A 16,236-nucleotide genomic window follows, 5' to 3' on the forward strand; every position below is an offset into this window, starting at 1 on the left:
TAGCTTTATTAGAATCAATTTATTGATTCCATTCTTTGCTCACTTACAATAGGCAGTATGATAAATAAAACTTTGAGTTAAAAAAATGACCACTTCAAAATAAAAATTCGCAAAGACAGCTTTGCGAATTTTTTTATGATAATTTGAAAATTTATTTCTTCTTTTCAGCCTTCACCGCCTGTCTCGCCAATAGCTTCCAGTCATTTTTTACTTTTACCCAAACCAATAAGATATCCAGCGTCACATCTCCTGGTGCTTTTCCGGCATCAGCAGTCGTTGCATAAAAATGATGACGGACAATGGCTGTATTACCAACAATACTTACTGTTTGATTGGTAATATTAATCGTTACAAAATCAGACTTTTTGCTGGCCAGTTTTTCTACAAATTCCCTGGCATCATCAATATGGCCTCCTGAATGTCCGTAAGTTAATTCCGGCAGGATTAAAGATTCTAAATCAGATTTTTCTCCGCTTATCATCGCTAATCTGAACTTTTCGGCAACAGCATTTACAGCCTCCTTATCACTTATTTTCTGTGCTGAAATACTTATTGCCATCATAAAACCAATGGCAAAAATTAATTTTTTAATCATAATTGAATAATATATTTTGATAGTATTTAAAAGTGTTTTTATTCTAAATTCGAAAGTATAATTCGTGTAATCGATTGCATAACTATTTATAAAGAATCTCTCTGAATAAACTTAAAGACGTTATTCACAGATTCTTTTTTATTTTTCAGAATCATATAGGCGGCAGATTCTCCCATAGCTTTAAAATCTGTAGTAATTACCGTAATTCCCAGTAGTTCTTTAAGAGGCGTTTCATTATAGGAAATAATTCCGATGTCTTTGCCTAGTTCAAGGTTTTTCTGTCGGATTTGCTTAACCAGGTTCACCAGATCCCGTTCCCGAATCGTGATGAAAATATCTTTATCCTGCAATTCCATATCGGGATAAATTTCGTCAAGAATTTCATAATCCAGTGTAAAATCTTTACAAAACTTCTCAAAACCCCGTACAATACGGAAAGGGTAGGGATGAATGGATTTGTCGGGATACACTAAAATTATCTTCTCGTATTTCTTTATTTTGTCTAAACCTTCCTTTAAAGCATTATAAATATCATGCTCGAAATCCTGAAAAATAGAGCCATATTCTCCGGAAATATTAGGCTTGGTATTGTCTAACAACAGCAACTTGTTTTTCGGGATCTGTTCAATCATATCTAAAACCTGCTGTGTTGAGCTGGTATGTTTAGACTGTTCGTCACGGAAATGGGGCATAATCACGTAATAGTCAAATCCGCCAAGATTCTTTTTTAAAGAATTAATGAAAAGTGTTTCGTCACAGTGGTAAATATACATCTCAATATTGCCTTTGGTACCGATTGCATTGACGAAATAATTATAAATCATCATTTTATAAGTACTCGGTTTGTTGATCAGGAAGAAAATATTGATCACATCATTTTTATTAATCCGTGAAATATAATATCCTTTTCCTTTTACAGATTCGATGATTTGTCTTTTCCGGAGTTCTTTATACGCTTTTTCTACCGTATCTCTTGAAAGAAAGCACGACTCGCTGAGTTCATTTATAGAAGGGATTTTCTCACCAATCTTAATCTCTCCGCTATCAATTCCATTGAGAATAGAATCTACAATTTGTTTATATTTAGGAACTCTGGAATGCTCATTGATTATTATTTCAAATGTTTCTGCCATGATGTTAAAGTAGGAGATGTTTATTTCAGTTTAAAGAATAATTCAAAGGTTAACGAACGGGCTAAGGCAAGTTACAAATATTTATAATATTAATTGTAATTGCAATGGTTTTACTATAAATTATAACGGAAAAATAGAATTTTAGTATACAAAGTTAAATACAATATGCAAAAAACTTAATAATATACCTTGACATGGTAATTAGAAAAGTAAAAGAAACAAAGAAGGAATTGAGAATTAAATTGTAGTGCTTGTAATTTCAAAGACAAAAGAGGTAGAAGTTTCAAACTTTCCTCCCTGTGTTGCTCCAAACAGGAATTTAGGGGTTATACCGTCTTTGTCCATTAAAATCATGGGACGTTCTAATCTTCCGAATCGTTTTAAATGACTGGATGGTACAGGTTCCTTAATATAACTTTTCATATCAAGGTAAGCAATTTTCGGTTTGGACCAGTTAAGGCCATCCCTGGAAGTTAAATGTAAACCGTATTCATGGTTAAAGAACCCCATATCACGGGCTACTATATGAAATTTTCCATGTTGTTTCCAGATAAAAGCATCTTCCAGCTGGGCATTGTCAGGCTGTAATGAAAAATCGATGACTGGATTTTCCTTCATTTTCTCGTAAGGACCTGAAGGGTTATCAGCCTTTGCCAGTCCGTATTTTCGGTTTCCTCTTACCGGACCTTTCTGGTTTTCATATTCTTCGGTGTTCCAGGATTTATAAAAAAGCCAGAATTTTCCATCATTTCCTTTTATAAAAGCAGGATTGGTAGTACAATGGTCGTCCCATGCGCCTTTTTCTCCGGGAAGTAGCAGAGGTTTTTGCGGCCTTGCCCAATCTCCGTCAAGACTTTTTGAAGTGGCAAGCCCTATTCTTTTGGTATTTGTTTTTCCGTTTTGGTTACCCATGTAGAAAAGGTAATACTCATCTTTTACTTTGGTAATTAAAGGATTATGACAGGTCGTGGCATCCCAGAATTCGCCGCCTCTGGGGGTAAGAATAATTTGTTTATGCTTGAATTCATCATAGGGAGAATCTGCTTCTGCACGGCAGATTTCAGAACCGTTGAGCCAGCCGCCCATCCCTTTTTCTTTTTTCCATCTTGAATAAAAAAGATGAACCTTACCGTCTTCGCTCCAGATTGGAGAATTACACCAAATGTAATAGTTCTCCAATGAAAAGGTACGCCCAATTGGTTTTAAACCGAAATAAGGTTTGTCGGAAGATGAACCTGTAAATGACAACCCCAGAACCCCAGCCGTGATCCCAAGGGCTGAAGTCTGTAAAAAGTCTATGCGTGTAAAGTGTCTGGGTTTGTCCATTTCATCTGATTTACGGCTAATTTAGTTTAAACATATCAACAGACTGTCCTGTACTTTCGGTGAACTGTTTAGCCGGAATTTATCAGCCTTTGGATTTGAAAAAATTAAAACTAGTGCATAAAAAAAGCCCACCCTAAGGCAGACTCTAACTACTACTATATGAATATGAAATTTAAGGCATCTTTTTAAAACCTTCCGCTTTTATTTTCCATGAACCGTCTTTTGGAAAACCCGGAAATTTACCTTTGGAACTGTCCCAGCCTTCGAGCATCATGGCAACAGTCGTTAAAACACCTCCGTTTCCGGGAAGATAAATACGAAGACGTTTATCCTGAAAATTATGACCGTTTTTAAGATAGGTATTAGTCTGAATATTCATAAAAAGTGCATCCAGAGCTTTATTTGGAAGCCCCAGTCTTGCGGCGTTCATGGCCGTCATCGGGAAATCCCAACCCCAGGTGTGTTCCCAGTTCCATCTTTCCCAAACAATGTCCAGTGTGTTTTTCATAATTTTTTTATCCAGTTTCGGGGATTCAGGAACCATTCCTAATGCTCCCAGAACAGCCGGATGATCAGTCATCCATTTCGGAAAAGTGAAAGAATCTTTTGCAGATTCGGTTGATAAATAAACGCCATCCTGAATAGGAAGCGGGGCTAGTTTTGCAATAACCTCATCCCATTTTTTATCTCTAGGCTGCCCCAATCTTTCCTTCCATTGTTGAGCAACTTTCAGTGCCCAATCCCAATAAGCCACTTCATAAGTCGGGTTGTACGTATTCTTTGCAGGGAAAACTTCCTGTGCGGGAATAACGCCTTTTCCTAGATTGTAACGGTTTTTCTCTTTATCATAATGAGCATAATCTGCCATAAATTCGGCTGTTGCAAAAATAAGGTCTTTATATTTTTTCAACACTTTTTTGTCCTGTTTATCGCGGTACAGAAGTTCGGTCATATAGATGATGTGCGGTTGTTCCCAGATCAGGAATGCAGCCACAGAAGATGGGCTTTCATTTCCTTCATTATCAGACATTTTAATCCACCTTACGCCTTTGTAGCCTTGTCTTTCTGCTAATTTTTTTGCTTTTTCAAAAGTCCTGAAATAATAATCCAGTTGTTTTTCTAAAATCTCAGGTCTTCCCCATAAAGCGTAGTGAACACCATGCCACCAATGCATCTCTGTATGTGGTTTTCCGTACCAGCTGTTGAAGGTTAATCCTGTTTCCTGTGGCGGGTTGCTTCCTCCGCATTGTACTTTGGTTAAATATTCTGACAGAACAACCCTGCGTTCCAATTCGTTGGCTCTGGGGTCTGTACTTCCTTCAAAGTCAATTGCTGCACCGCTTTTCCAGAAAAGTTCCCATCCCAAAGCGCTTTCTTTTTCTGCATCAGCAAATAATGCTTTCCTGCTTTTCGGATTTTTAGCTGAAAACTCAACACTTAATTCTATTTTTTTGCTTTTTGAAGATGGTTCTAATACAAAATAATGTTTCCCTGCTTCTCGTAATTTCCCTTCTGTAAAATAAAACTGGGTATAATAATCTGCACTCTGCAACTGATGATGAATGATACCCTGCGTTGATTGTGAAGAAACAATTCTTGTCGTATGATCGTTTTCATTGCCATAAAAAGCAGCGTCATCCAAAAACTGTCCGGTAGGAGAAGGATAGCGTGCGAAAACTTTTAACCTGTTTTGAGCAATCAGATCAGACTCAATTTTAACTCCGATTTTATCAGAGTTCTGAAAAGAAGCCGTCCAGACTTTTACAGGAATTCCGTCCAGTGAGAATTCACTTGTTATAATTCCTGTCCAAAGATCAATTTTTTGATGAATGTTGGTAAGGTCTGAAATTTTTGCTTTCTGACCATCTTTTTTAAGTAGTTCAATACCGATATTTCCTAATTGCAGACGATGTTTGTTGACTCTGAAATACTCAACGGCTCCTTTATTTCGTTCAGGCTCTTTAAGTTGCACACTGTACATTGCTTTACGTCCTTCATTGTTGAAATCGTATGCTTTTAATGTTTCCTTAAATGTATAATCTTTAGTATTTGGAAAACTGTTCCAGCCCCATTCTGACTGGGTTCCCAAGGAAACTCCATTTTTGTAATATTCAGGAAACGACTGCATTCCGGTAATATCGGCTGTGTAGGCAAATTTTCCGTTTCCAACCGTTAAAGTAGAAAGGGTATCGGCTTTTATGTTGACCACATTGTGACGCTGCACTACTTTCTTCCGGTCTATTTTCTGAGCAGTTAATGAAGAAAAGCTTATCAGAAAAAATCCAAGATATACTGCTAATTTTTTACTCATATTTTTTATTTAAGAATAGTGGCACTCATCAGTCCGATAACTACATCGTTGCTCACTGCTGTTAATTTTATTGATTTTAATTCTCTGTTTGGGTCAATCGGAAGATCCAGAATGGTTGCGGCACCGCCTTCAACAGCCCGGCTGCTTACTCCTTTAATTTCTGAATATTTTGTTAAACTTCCTCCTTTGTACAATTCCCCGGTTTTCAGCTGAACCCGGTACGGAATTTTATCGTCCGGAATTTCAAAAGCAAAATTATCATCAAACAAATCCTGCTCTATAGGCCACCAGTTTATGGGATTTTTTAGTTCTAATGCCGTAACCGAACCATCTGAATATTGAATTGTAATCGTTCCATTGATAATTTGTGACTGCATCGGATTGGTAGAACCTGCCATCAGAAAATAGATTTTCTTTCCTTTTCCCGTAACAGGAATTTCAACCGATTTATGAAAATTATCCCATTGACTTGTAAAGACAATATTTTTCGCTTCGTTATTAATTAAAAAAGGAATTCCTAAGAACTCTAGTTTCCCGTCTTTTCGTTTTTTCATCAATCCGCTGTCATCAATTTGAGTTGTGGTCAGCGGGTAACACCAGTTTCCGATTCCTTGCCACGGAAGCTGTAGAGTAGGGACATGGAGTCGTGGTGAAAGATATTTTTGATTGAAAATTTCAGTTACTCTCTCATTATATTCTGAGGCTAATGAAACGGGATTGAATGCGCCTTTATTTTCAATTTCCCAATCTGTTATTTCTACATTTTGCCTGATTCCATTGTATTCAAGCTGAATAAAGTTGGTTCCCCTGCTTAAAACATTTGCTGGAATTTCAATTGAAGTATTTTGATTTTTTTGAATTGAAAAACTTGTACTTAAATTATTAATACTCAATTTTCCATTGATTGTATTGAATGATTTAGACTGAATTTGTAGTTTTTTATTCGCCCATTTTGTTTCCAAAGGAAATCGGATGTCAACATTTATAGGTTGCCACCAAGTTGTTCCGTTTTGCTCGACTTGCACGAAAAAAGTTCCTTTTCTTTCCTTTTGGTTTAATTCAAACTTGTGGTTGGCCAACCCGTCTTCTCCCTTTGGTTGAGTCCACTCCTCCTGAAGAGGGGAATTTTTTACTAATCCCTGAGGATCATAAATATTTTTGATTTTCTTTTTTGTATCAAAATTCAATTGAAAATTTTCGGAAATATAAGTGATGTAATCTGTTTTTTCTGTTTTTAATTCATCTCCCGAATACGTAATTTCAACGGTGAACTCTTTCCCTTTCTCTGTTTCTAACCTTACAAAAGGTTGTAAAATAGAATTTGGATATATTTCAAATTGCACTTTTTTACCATTTACCGTTACTGATTTTATTTTGGAATGATTCACAGGGATCGATACATCAAGCGAAACTGCATGGGTATAATTTGATTTAAACCAATAACTCGTTTTTTTTGAAATTTGGTTAAATTTAAATTCCCAATCCTTAAGCTTTAGTTCTGCAAAATTCCAGTCTTTGGGAAACCCTGGTTTTATAGTGATTTTATTTTCTAATAATTTGGGGTAGATTCCGAAAAGACCTTCCGTTAAAGTTCTTGCAGCCACACCAATTGGATCGGCAAAATCACGGTACAATTCCCCGCGAAAAGCATCATAGTGAGATAATTGCTCAAAATTTCCCGGACTGATTCCGTAGTACATACTTTCGGCCAGATTGCCTTTCCAAAGTCGATAGGCTTCATCATTTCTTCCCGCCTGCCAATATGCCAAAGCTGTTTGTAAATTCTCTGCCAGCGCTACATTATTAATTGACCAATCATAAGGCTGCCAGCTGGTGGTGGAAAGGGTGTAATAATCTTTATTAATTTCCCCTTTTACTGTTATAGGAATCTTCGGAATATGATTGTTGATGTACTGTGTGTTTTGATAATCCTCAAATTCATTTAAAATATAAGCATCCGAAACATGATAAATAGACCATATTCCGGGCTTATCGTGAAGTACCTGATTCCCCAAAGCGTCTTTATATTCAGAAAAATACCCTTTGTTTTTAATCCAAAGCTCGTTTTTCATAGCTTTTAAAATGGATTCAGCTTCTTTTTCATACGGAATAGGATCTTCGCCAATGATTTTGGCCAGTTTTGCCATTTCACGGTTAGCTCTGTAATTATAGGCAGAAGTGTGGGTTACTTTTCCACCAGAATACTGCAAAGCATCGCTCGCCCAAATGGCAGCATACGCATCATAAAGATTGCCCCGTTTGAAGTTTCGTTTTTCCCAATCCATTTGACGGACCATTGTAGGCCACATTTTTTTTAAAAAAATTACATCTCCCGTGTAGTTGAAATGAGAAAACATCTGATCAAAGAAAACCAGATTCATATCATAATGATGAGGTTTTGAATGGTCATTGGGATTTCTGGAAATATATCCGCTTGAGAATACCGAAGTTCCCATTTCTTCTTTGTGTCTTGCCAGATGCAAAAGTGTGTCCATTTCAACGGGTGCCGAATCGGGTTTTAAAACCTGAGAATTGGAATAGCTTTCAAAGTGTTCTTTTGCCCGATCATGCCAACTGAGAACATCGGCGGCGTAAGCTCCTCGCCAGGCATTTAGCCTCATCCTCCAGGCAACTGCGCCATGAAGAAATGTTGGACTTTCCCAAATGCCATCTGCGGCAACGGCAAGGGTAGCTCCGAAGCTATTTAAATCCGAATCCGGAGTTTTCAACTGAATCCGGCTGATTAATGATAAACGGGATCGTTCAGCTTCATTAAAAATGCCTGCAAGTCGTTTGTCTGAAATATTCTGATCTGATTTTCCTTTTTTAATCTGAATATAAACCGGATTTTTTTGCGCTGAATATGCTGCGTAAATGATCGGAGATTTTTCTGTTTTATTTTGTGTAAAATCAGATAATTTTTCCAACGTTTTCGCCTCTGTCAATTGTAATGAATTGGCGTTCGAAAAACTTCCGCTGATGAACTGGTTTTCTTTTTTCTTGTTTAAATAAGTAAGCTCAAATTGGTTTTTATTAATTTGAAACTGATTATTTTCACAATATTCCGGAAGCAAGTAAAAACCTGATTCCGGGTCTGCACCGATGTCGCCATTTCTGCTGAATGTTTTTCCGCTTGCTCCACCATAAACAGCATAAATCTTTGATGAAGGATCTACATTTATTGTCTCCATTTTTAAGATCAAACCTTCTTCTTCAGATTGTGCTAAAACCGTTATTTTTAAATTTCCATTTCCAAGAATATGATCTTTAATGGTATATAACATCATTCCCGGACGATAACGGGTTTCAATGATATCGGCCTGAATTAATTTTTTAATTGAATTTCCTTTATGAATAACAAACTGAAGATTACCACCCATTCCGGGAAGATACAACGCAAACTCCGGCAAATCTCCGGCTTCTACTCTTGAGGCGAGGTTGTTACCATACAAAGCACGGTTGAAGCGGTATTTCCCTTTAACCAGCAAAAAATCACCTTTGTCTTCTTTGTAATGCAGCGCTCTTTCATTTTTCTGCCAATGTCTGGATTGGGAAAAAGAGTTTGAAAAGGCACATAAAACAATAAGCCCTGCTAAAATGGATGTTCTTCGCATTTTATTTATTTAAATCAGTTAGTGGATCTCCGTTAACAGTTACGTTTTTCAAGGTGACATTCTTTAAGAAATCAACTTTATAAGGAATTTCAACACCGTTAATTTTAGCATTCACCATCGTAAAATCTGTTACCGGAGAAGATTCGTAGGCATCAGAAAGGACGGCATATTTTCCACCTTTTTCAACAGTTAGGTTTTCCACCCAAATGTTTCTGATCGTAGGGATGAAGTTGCCTGGTTTTTCATAGTGCATATTGAAACGCACTGCAGCTTCTTTATAAGCGCCTACTTTTGTATTGTAGAAGAATACATTTTCGATAATTCCGCCCCGGCTTGAGCTTGTTTTAATACGAAGTGCCCTGTCAAGGTTTTTACTATCCATCACATTTTCTATGGCGTAAATATTTTTTGCTCCGCCTGCAATTTCGCTTCCGATCACTACGCCGCCGTGTCCGTCTTTCATTTCACAGTTTTCGATGATGTGATTTTCTGCCGGCTTCCCTATACCTCTTCCGTCTTCATCTCTTCCAGATTTTATGGCAATGCAATCGTCTCCCGTATCGAAATATGAATCTTTAATCCACACATTTTTACAGGCTTCAGGATCAAAGCCATCATTATTAGGACCGTGGCTGATTACTTTTACTCTTTCAATCAAAACATTTTCACACAATACAGGATTAAGGTTCCACATCGGAGAATTTTTCACAAAAACATCTGCCATATAGAAATTTTTACTCTTGTAAGGCTGAACGAAATTAGGCCTTAAATAATATCCATCACCGAATATTCTTTCTCTCGGATCTTGCTTTTGAGCCATGTATTCATGCAGTTTTGCGCGGGCAGGATTTTGTCTTCCGGGGCGGGATTCGTTCCAACCGTATTTTTTTGCACCACACCAAAACCACCAATGGTCGTTATCAGAGTTTCCATCCAATGTTCCTTTTCCTGTTATAGCTATATTTTCTTCTTCGTAGGCATAGATTAACGACGAGTAATTCATACATTCCATTCCTTCCCATCGTGTGAAAACAATAGGGTAGTCGTTGCTGTCCTGGCTAAACAGGATCGTTGCACCTTCACTAACATGCAGATTCACATTGCTTTTTAAGTAAATAGCTCCTGTCAAAAAGATACCTTTTGGAACAACAACTCTCCCTCCGCCTTCTGCATTGCATTTTTCGATGGCTTTTTTAAAGGCTTCCGTATTTTTTGTTTTTCCGTCACCATAAGCACCAAAATCAGTAATGAGATAATCTTTTTTTCTGAAGATGGGCTTTACAATTTCTTTTTTTAATCTATTGATTTCCTGTAAAGGCTGTTCAGAGGAAGTCCAGGGTCTGTATTGCCCCGAAACGGAAGCTGATATGATTAATGCGAAAAGTATTAAAGCGTATTTTTTCATAATGTCAGAAAGATATTAGTTTAAGAAAGAACATCAATATTAAAAATCTCTTTCTTTATCGCAATCTAAAACAATTATGATTAAGAATTATCCTGCACTGTCTGTATAAAATTAATGCAATTAAATACTTGAATGTACTAAAATAAAAAAATAAAGTATCACTTATCAGTCAGTATCTTCCCTGGAGTTGCTAACTTTGTTAGGACACACTATTTATACTCTTTAACTTTAAGAGTATGAAAAGATCAGAAAAAATTACAGTTTAGAGTTTAAGATTGGGCCGGTATCTTTAAGTGAGCAGCGAGGCAATGTATCCTCGGTAGCCGAAGAATTGTGGATCTGTAAAGAAAGTCTAGTCAATTGGCGAAAACTTCACAAAGAAGGTAAACTTAGCAAGGAAAAACAAATATCCTCTGATCCGATAAGGGAAGAGTTATTGAGACTTCGCAAGGAACTAGAAGAAACAAAGCTTGAACGTGACATCTTAAAAAAGGTGGTAGGCATCTTCTCCAAGAGAGACGATCATGATAGCTTGATTTTCCATTCAGACAGTGGGATACAGTATGCGTGTACAGAATTTATATCAATAGTCGGAAGAAACATTACCCGAAGCATGAGCGGAAAAGGAAACTGTTATGATAATGCTGTAGCGGACAGCTTTTTCAAAACTCTGAAGACTGAGCTTGCCTATCAAAATAAATATGAAACTAGAGATCATGCTAAAAACTCTGTGTTCGAATATATAGAAACATTTTACAACACTCACAGAAGTTAGGAAATTTAACCATAAAAGAGTATCAAAATTTAATGTCTAATCAATCTAAAAATATAGCATAAAGAGTATATAAATTTTGTCTCAAAAATAGTTGCAAGTTCAATAGCGAAGTTATACAAATCATAAAACTTTAGGTACCATGGAAACATAGAAGAACTAGTGAATTGATATTCAATATGTTAAAAATCCCTTGATATTAATTACCAAGGGATTTTTAGTCTTATAGTTTAAAGTTTATTCTGTCCTATTTCTTTCATAGGTTGTATTTTTACTTGGTTTGGTTTTCGCTTTTCCTATTTTATATGAAAAGCCTACTGTTAAGTACCGATTGTCCGTGTAGTTATTTATTGTATTATCATAGCCATTATAGTAATACATTCCCTTATCTCTTTGTTGTCTAAACAAGTCACTAAAAGTTAAATTGAATTGCATTTGTTTCTGTAAAAGTAAAATCTTTACACCTCCAGCTAAATTTGCTACATTTCCAAGATAAGAGTTAATGGAATTGGTCGGCAGACTATGGAGATAAGACAGGTTTAGGAAAACAGTCTTAGACTTATTGAGATAATAATTATTATCAATATAATAATAAAAAATAACTCCATTTCTAGGAACGAATGCATCATTTAGAATATTTACTTTTGAATAGGAAATATTGGTCATAATACTTGATTCCAGATTCTTAATTTTATTGAAGCTATATCTTATATTGATACCAGTGGTGGTAAGGTTGAAGAAGTTTTCAAAATAATCAACCTGATTATCACCATCAAGTTTAGTAATGTTACTAAACATATTCCTGTTTTCAGTTCTAAATAGTAATATGTTAAGATTCTTCTGACCTTCTCCCATAAAACCTTACCATTTAAAAGTAGAGATTTTCAATAAAATTATAACTTTAAAAAAAGAAAATCTTATGAAAAAGAGCAAATTCACGGAGAGCCAGATTGTCTTCGCCTTAAAGCAATCTGAGACAGGGGTCAAGGTTCAGGAAATCTGTCGTAAAATGGGCATCAGTGAGGCAACCTATTACAATTGGAAAAAGAAATATGGGGGATTGGGTATTTCTGAGCTTCGGAGGTTACGACAGTTGGAAGAAGAAAATAGCCAGCTTAAGAAACTGGTTGCCGATTTAAGTTTGGATAAGCAAATTCTACAGGATGTTTTGAAAAAAAAGTTCTGAAGCCAGCTCAAAAACGTGGGTTGGCTTCAGAAATACATGATAATTATAAGGTATCATTAAGAAGAAGCTGTGATTTGGTAATTCTGCAACGAACGGTTTATTACTATCAATCTCACCGTAGGGATGATACGGCCCTTAGAATGCGGCTGGTGGAGCTTTCACAAATTCGTGTCCGTTATGGCATTCAACGCTTGCAAGTTCTTCTCAGGCGTGAGGGTTGGAAAGATAATCATAAACGAGTGTATCGGATTTATTGTGAGGAAGGCTTGAATCTGCGTAGAAAGAAGAACAAGAGAATAAAATCCGCAAGAAACAGAAAGCCTACGGATGGTACATCCTCCAGTTTACACGAATGCTGGAGCATGGATTTCATGAGCGATGCCTTGTTTGATGGGAAGAGATTTAGGCTTTTCACTTTAGTTGATAATTATAGTAGAAAATGCTTGGCCATTGAGGCGGGAATTTCCATCAAGGGAGAAAACGTCACAGAAATATTAAAAAACATTACCTTTGAAGAGAAGGTTTTTCCCGAGCGTATCAAAATAGATAATGGTCCTGAATTTATCAGCAAGGAATTGGATAGATGGGCTTATGAAAAGAATGTAGAATTGGAATTCTCCAGACCTGGAAAACCTACTGATAATGCATTTATAGAGAGCTTTAACGGTTCATTGAGGGATGAGTGTCTAAGCGTAAATTGGTTTTTGTCGCTTCAGGATGCACAGGAAAAATTAAATGCATGGAAGTTGGATTATAATGATTACAGACCGCATAGCTCATTAGGAAATCTAACCCCGAATGAGTTCATCGAAATGCAATCAAAAAAGCAAATTTCTCTATTTTAGATTGGTAATATTAACGGGGAGAGGTCACCTGTATATGAAGAAATCTTTAAAAAGATAGAGCTAAGAAAGAAGCAGAAAAAATGGTAGATGAATTAAAACAAAATGATTAATGATGAAATATATACTATTTATTATTGCAGTTACCATTTGGAGTGGCTGTTACTCTCAAAAAAAATTGCCAATGGAAGATTGCATCTGTTATTTTAATATCGATTCTTTATCGCAAAGACCTTATTACAGTCCTAATTATTCATTGATAATTAATTCAGACAAGCCTGAAGTTATGTCACTGTCAAAAGGAGTTGTTTCTAAAATAATTAACAGCAATGGAGCTTTAAGTGTAATTATCAGAAGTGATAATCTGTTTTATATTTATTCAGATATTTCAGTTTTTTCAAAAAAAATCAAGGTCAATAAAAATGTTTCTAAGGGAGATGTGATTGGCAAGGGAATTAAATCCAAAAATATATATAGTTCGCAATTGCAAATCTATAAAGGATCAAGTATAATACCTGATGCAAATAAGTACGTTAACTGCAACTTGATAAAAATTAAAAAATAATAGGAATAGTACGTGGCCTTGATAATGATTAAGTCATCATATAATTGGTCCTTTTTATGCGGCTACTATTTGTAACTCACAGTTGTCAGAGCAAATTATGCCTTATAAAATATATAAGCAAAAAGCAGTCTCATTGAGGCTGCTTTTTTGTGCTCCTTAAGATGACAAATATGGTGTTCGGCTACCATCATTTTTAAAAAACTTATCTGTCTTTATATATTAAGTCCTTACTCAAAATATAAAGCGATGGATAACAATATAAACGAAGAACTGAATACAGTCGAAAAAACAGGCGATACCTTACTGGTACTCCATATAGAATCCGGTACTGTTGGAAATATTAAGGGATTGGATGATAATGAGGAAGTAAATAGAGTAAGTCCTGAGGAGCTGAACCATGATGAAATGCTCAGTATTGACCGTAATGAGAATTCTTTTGCTGAGTTTTATTCCACGTTTTATAACCAGCTGAAAGATCCTTCAGAGTCTTCTTTTTTTTAAGGTAACGGAGTATGAAGCAAAACAGACGGCTGTAAATCTTCAGAAGTATTTTGAATAAGGCTTGTGATGAAGAGAAAAAAGAGCTGAAGCAGTATGAGATTTCTATTGATGTGGTGGAGGTGCATAGAAAGGCTGGGGAAGAGAATATGCTAAAGTAGATGATCCTTGGATAATCCAGATTATTTATGGTGCAAATTTTAGATTTATATTTTGCTTTAGCAAAAATATAATACGCCGTATTTTGTCGCTTTGCGGATATATCTTTGCCTTATTAAAGAATGTTAATCAATTCCACTTGGGTGAAACTTTAAAAAGCTTAATTTTGCAGGCAGTAAAAACTTAACCATGAACAATAATTCCACTATACAATTTGTGTATTTCTATTATACACGATTATAAACCACTATTCATTAACGTTAATTACAATATAAGCATGAAAAAACTCTACACGGGTGCATTATTCTTATGTACTATGGGGATATTAGCCCAGGAAGTACTCTGGCAGAAAGATATAAAGTCCAGTTCGCAGGATTTTTTAAACCAGGTTACTACTACCATTGATGGGCAATACCTTATTGCAGGAAGCAGTATCCAAACGGATAAACTCCAGCAAAACAGCAAACAAAACAATGGCTATGATTTTCACCTGATAAAATTGAATCAGCAGGGAGAACAGGTTTTCGAGAAATATTTATCAGGAAACAATCACGACTATTTATCTTCCACGGTTACTACCCAGGATGGTGGTTTTCTGATTTCTGGGACCTCATATTCAGAAAAAGGACTTGATAAAAAAGAAGACTCTAAGGGAGGTTCAGACATTTGGCTCATTCGGATCAATGAATTTGGTGATGAATTGTGGCAGAAAACATTAGGTACCTCTTCGAATGAAGAAGCTAAAGCAGTTATCCAGACTATAGATCAGGGATTCTTTGTTGCCGGGAATGTACAGAACTCCTCTAAAGGTTATGGTTCTAAGGACGTCTGGATTGTAAGACTCGACAAAGAAGGGAAAATATTATCTGAACAAACATTGGGAGGACGCGGACTTGATGAAGTTGAAAAGATGATCCCAACGAAAGATGGCGGAGCATTACTGGGAATTTATTCCAGAAGTGGAGTTGTAATTGGAGATAAGACGGGTAAGCAGACAGAAAACTTTGGTGAAGGCGACTACTGGATTGTCAAGCTTGATAAAAATGGCAAAGTTGAATGGGAAAAGAATTTTGGAGGGAAAGATGATGACCATATCAGAACACTGGCATTAACTTCAAATGGTTTTATTGTCGGTGGAGAATCCAGATCAGAAAGATCAGGAAACAAAACTGTCGGATTAGAAGAAGGAACAGATCTGTGGCTCATTTCCTTAAATGAAAGAGGTGAGCAGCAGTGGCAGAAATCCTACAATTTCAAGAATCGTGATATCCTGATGGGAATGAGTGTGATTCATTCAGCAGACGATAAATCATCCAAAGGAATTCTTTTAGGGGGCTATACTCAAGCTGAGGGAAGAATACAAACTAATGATGAAACCTTCTGGATGCTATATCTGGACCAAAATGGTAATGAGCAGTGGAGAAAACACGTGGGTGGAGAATCAAGGAAAAAGGAGGAAAGGCTTTCAGATCTGAAACTCAATAGAGATGGTTCTATTATTCTTGCGGGAACAAGTGCAGAAGAGTTAGGTAAAGAAAACTGGAAGATTGTAAAGCTGGGAGACAAGCAAGTAAGTGAGCTTCTTCCCCAGTATGATATAAAGATCTATCCAAACCCTGTATCTGATTATGCTTATGTAGAAATCGGTTTTGATTTTAAGGATGCAGATATTTTGTTGTACGACATGAGTGGAAGACAGCTTCAAAATATAAAAACTAAGAACAGAGTGACAAAGATCAATACTCAGGCTTTGGTACAGGGAGCTTATCTGGTGACGATAAAAACTGATTCGGGTAAAACTTCAAACGCAAAACTGATAAAAAAATAATG

12 protein-coding genes and 1 pseudogene are annotated in these 16,236 nt (G+C 36.2%); 6 read left to right on the forward strand and 7 right to left on the reverse strand.

Annotated elements, in window-relative coordinates; all coding sequences use genetic code 11:
• Positions 1-151 precede the first annotated feature (151 nt).
• From DYR29_RS01110 to DYR29_RS01135, 6 genes are all read right to left on the reverse strand, one after another.
• Positions 152-595 carry a nuclear transport factor 2 family protein gene (locus tag DYR29_RS01110; RefSeq protein WP_213278845.1) on the reverse strand — a complete coding sequence of 148 codons (444 nt, stop codon included), beginning with the start codon at positions 593-595 and terminating at the stop codon, positions 152-154.
• Positions 596-681: 86 nt separating this feature from the next.
• Positions 682-1,728 (reverse strand): winged helix-turn-helix domain-containing protein, encoded by a 1,047-nt coding sequence (locus DYR29_RS01115; RefSeq protein WP_213278846.1) that lies wholly within the window; start codon positions 1,726-1,728, stop codon positions 682-684.
• A 237-nt stretch (positions 1,729-1,965) separates the two neighbouring features.
• Complete coding sequence (locus tag DYR29_RS01120) at positions 1,966-3,054, reverse strand: glycoside hydrolase family protein (protein ID WP_213278847.1); 1,089 nt, start codon at positions 3,052-3,054, stop codon at positions 1,966-1,968.
• 172 nt (positions 3,055-3,226) lie between these two features.
• Positions 3,227-5,365 carry a hypothetical protein gene (locus tag DYR29_RS01125; RefSeq protein ID WP_213278848.1) on the reverse strand — a complete coding sequence of 713 codons (2,139 nt, stop codon included), beginning with the start codon at positions 5,363-5,365 and terminating at the stop codon, positions 3,227-3,229.
• A 5-nt stretch (positions 5,366-5,370) separates the two neighbouring features.
• Entirely contained in the window at positions 5,371-8,979 is a 3,609-nt protein-coding gene (locus tag DYR29_RS01130; protein WP_213278849.1) for a DUF4450 domain-containing protein, read from the reverse strand.
• A 1-nt stretch (position 8,980) separates the two neighbouring features.
• A complete protein-coding gene (locus tag DYR29_RS01135) occupies positions 8,981-10,384 on the reverse strand; it encodes a glycoside hydrolase family 28 protein (RefSeq protein ID WP_213278850.1) in 1,404 nt (467 codons plus the stop codon).
• A gap of 274 nt (positions 10,385-10,658) precedes the next feature.
• Here DYR29_RS01135 and DYR29_RS22995 point away from each other — a divergent pair.
• Both DYR29_RS22995 and DYR29_RS23000 read left to right on the forward strand, forming a co-directional pair.
• A pseudogene (locus tag DYR29_RS22995) lies at positions 10,659-10,781 on the forward strand (hypothetical protein); the annotation flags it as partial.
• A gap of 96 nt (positions 10,782-10,877) precedes the next feature.
• Entirely contained in the window at positions 10,878-11,159 is a 282-nt protein-coding gene (locus DYR29_RS23000) for an IS3 family transposase (protein WP_213278851.1), read from the forward strand.
• A gap of 234 nt (positions 11,160-11,393) precedes the next feature.
• Here the strand turns inward: DYR29_RS23000 and DYR29_RS01150 are convergent, their stop codons facing one another.
• Positions 11,394-11,954 (reverse strand): outer membrane beta-barrel protein, encoded by a 561-nt coding sequence (locus DYR29_RS01150; protein WP_213278852.1) that lies wholly within the window; start codon positions 11,952-11,954, stop codon positions 11,394-11,396.
• Between the two features lie 121 nt (positions 11,955-12,075).
• Here DYR29_RS01150 and DYR29_RS01155 point away from each other — a divergent pair.
• The 4 genes from DYR29_RS01155 to DYR29_RS01170 all read left to right on the forward strand — a co-directional run bounded on the left by DYR29_RS01155 (position 12,076) and on the right by DYR29_RS01170 (position 16,234).
• Positions 12,076-13,187 (forward strand): IS3 family transposase gene (locus DYR29_RS01155; RefSeq protein ID WP_213278853.1). Its coding sequence is split into 2 segments (ribosomal slippage): positions 12,076-12,331 and positions 12,331-13,187, totalling 1,113 coding nucleotides; the frame shifts between segments, so codons are not numbered across the junction.
• Positions 13,188-13,296: 109 nt separating this feature from the next.
• Positions 13,297-13,749, forward strand: a complete 453-nt coding sequence (locus tag DYR29_RS01160) for a hypothetical protein (RefSeq protein WP_213278854.1) — start codon at positions 13,297-13,299, stop codon at positions 13,747-13,749.
• Positions 13,750-13,995: 246 nt separating this feature from the next.
• Positions 13,996-14,250, forward strand: coding sequence for a hypothetical protein (locus DYR29_RS01165; RefSeq protein WP_213278855.1), 255 nt, complete (start codon positions 13,996-13,998; stop codon positions 14,248-14,250).
• A gap of 433 nt (positions 14,251-14,683) precedes the next feature.
• The gene (locus tag DYR29_RS01170) at positions 14,684-16,234 is read left to right on the forward strand and encodes a T9SS type A sorting domain-containing protein (protein ID WP_213278856.1); all 1,551 of its coding nucleotides are present in this window, start codon (positions 14,684-14,686) and stop codon (positions 16,232-16,234) included.
• Positions 16,235-16,236: the final 2 nt, after the last annotated feature.

The sequence above is a fragment of the Chryseobacterium indologenes genome (genome assembly GCF_018362995.1).
Classification (GTDB): Bacteria; Bacteroidota; Bacteroidia; order Flavobacteriales; family Weeksellaceae; genus Chryseobacterium; species Chryseobacterium indologenes_G.

Excerpts from the sequence above, each read along its gene's own strand:
- DYR29_RS01150 (WP_213278852.1), bottom strand. The coding sequence starts at position 11,954 with ATGTTTAGTAACATTACTAAACTTGATGGTGATAATCAGGTTGATTAT.
- DYR29_RS01170 (WP_213278856.1), top strand. The coding sequence starts at position 14,684 with ATGAAAAAACTCTACACGGGTGCATTATTCTTATGTACTATGGGGATA.
- DYR29_RS01130 (WP_213278849.1), bottom strand. The coding sequence starts at position 8,979 with ATGCGAAGAACATCCATTTTAGCAGGGCTTATTGTTTTATGTGCCTTT.
- DYR29_RS01135 (WP_213278850.1), bottom strand. The coding sequence starts at position 10,384 with ATGAAAAAATACGCTTTAATACTTTTCGCATTAATCATATCAGCTTCC.
- DYR29_RS01125 (WP_213278848.1), bottom strand. The coding sequence starts at position 5,365 with ATGAGTAAAAAATTAGCAGTATATCTTGGATTTTTTCTGATAAGCTTT.
- DYR29_RS01160 (WP_213278854.1), top strand. The coding sequence starts at position 13,297 with ATGATGAAATATATACTATTTATTATTGCAGTTACCATTTGGAGTGGC.
- DYR29_RS01115 (WP_213278846.1), bottom strand. The coding sequence starts at position 1,728 with ATGGCAGAAACATTTGAAATAATAATCAATGAGCATTCCAGAGTTCCT.
- DYR29_RS01165 (WP_213278855.1), top strand. The coding sequence starts at position 13,996 with ATGGATAACAATATAAACGAAGAACTGAATACAGTCGAAAAAACAGGC.
- DYR29_RS01120 (WP_213278847.1), bottom strand. The coding sequence starts at position 3,054 with ATGGACAAACCCAGACACTTTACACGCATAGACTTTTTACAGACTTCA.
- DYR29_RS01110 (WP_213278845.1), bottom strand. The coding sequence starts at position 595 with ATGATTAAAAAATTAATTTTTGCCATTGGTTTTATGATGGCAATAAGT.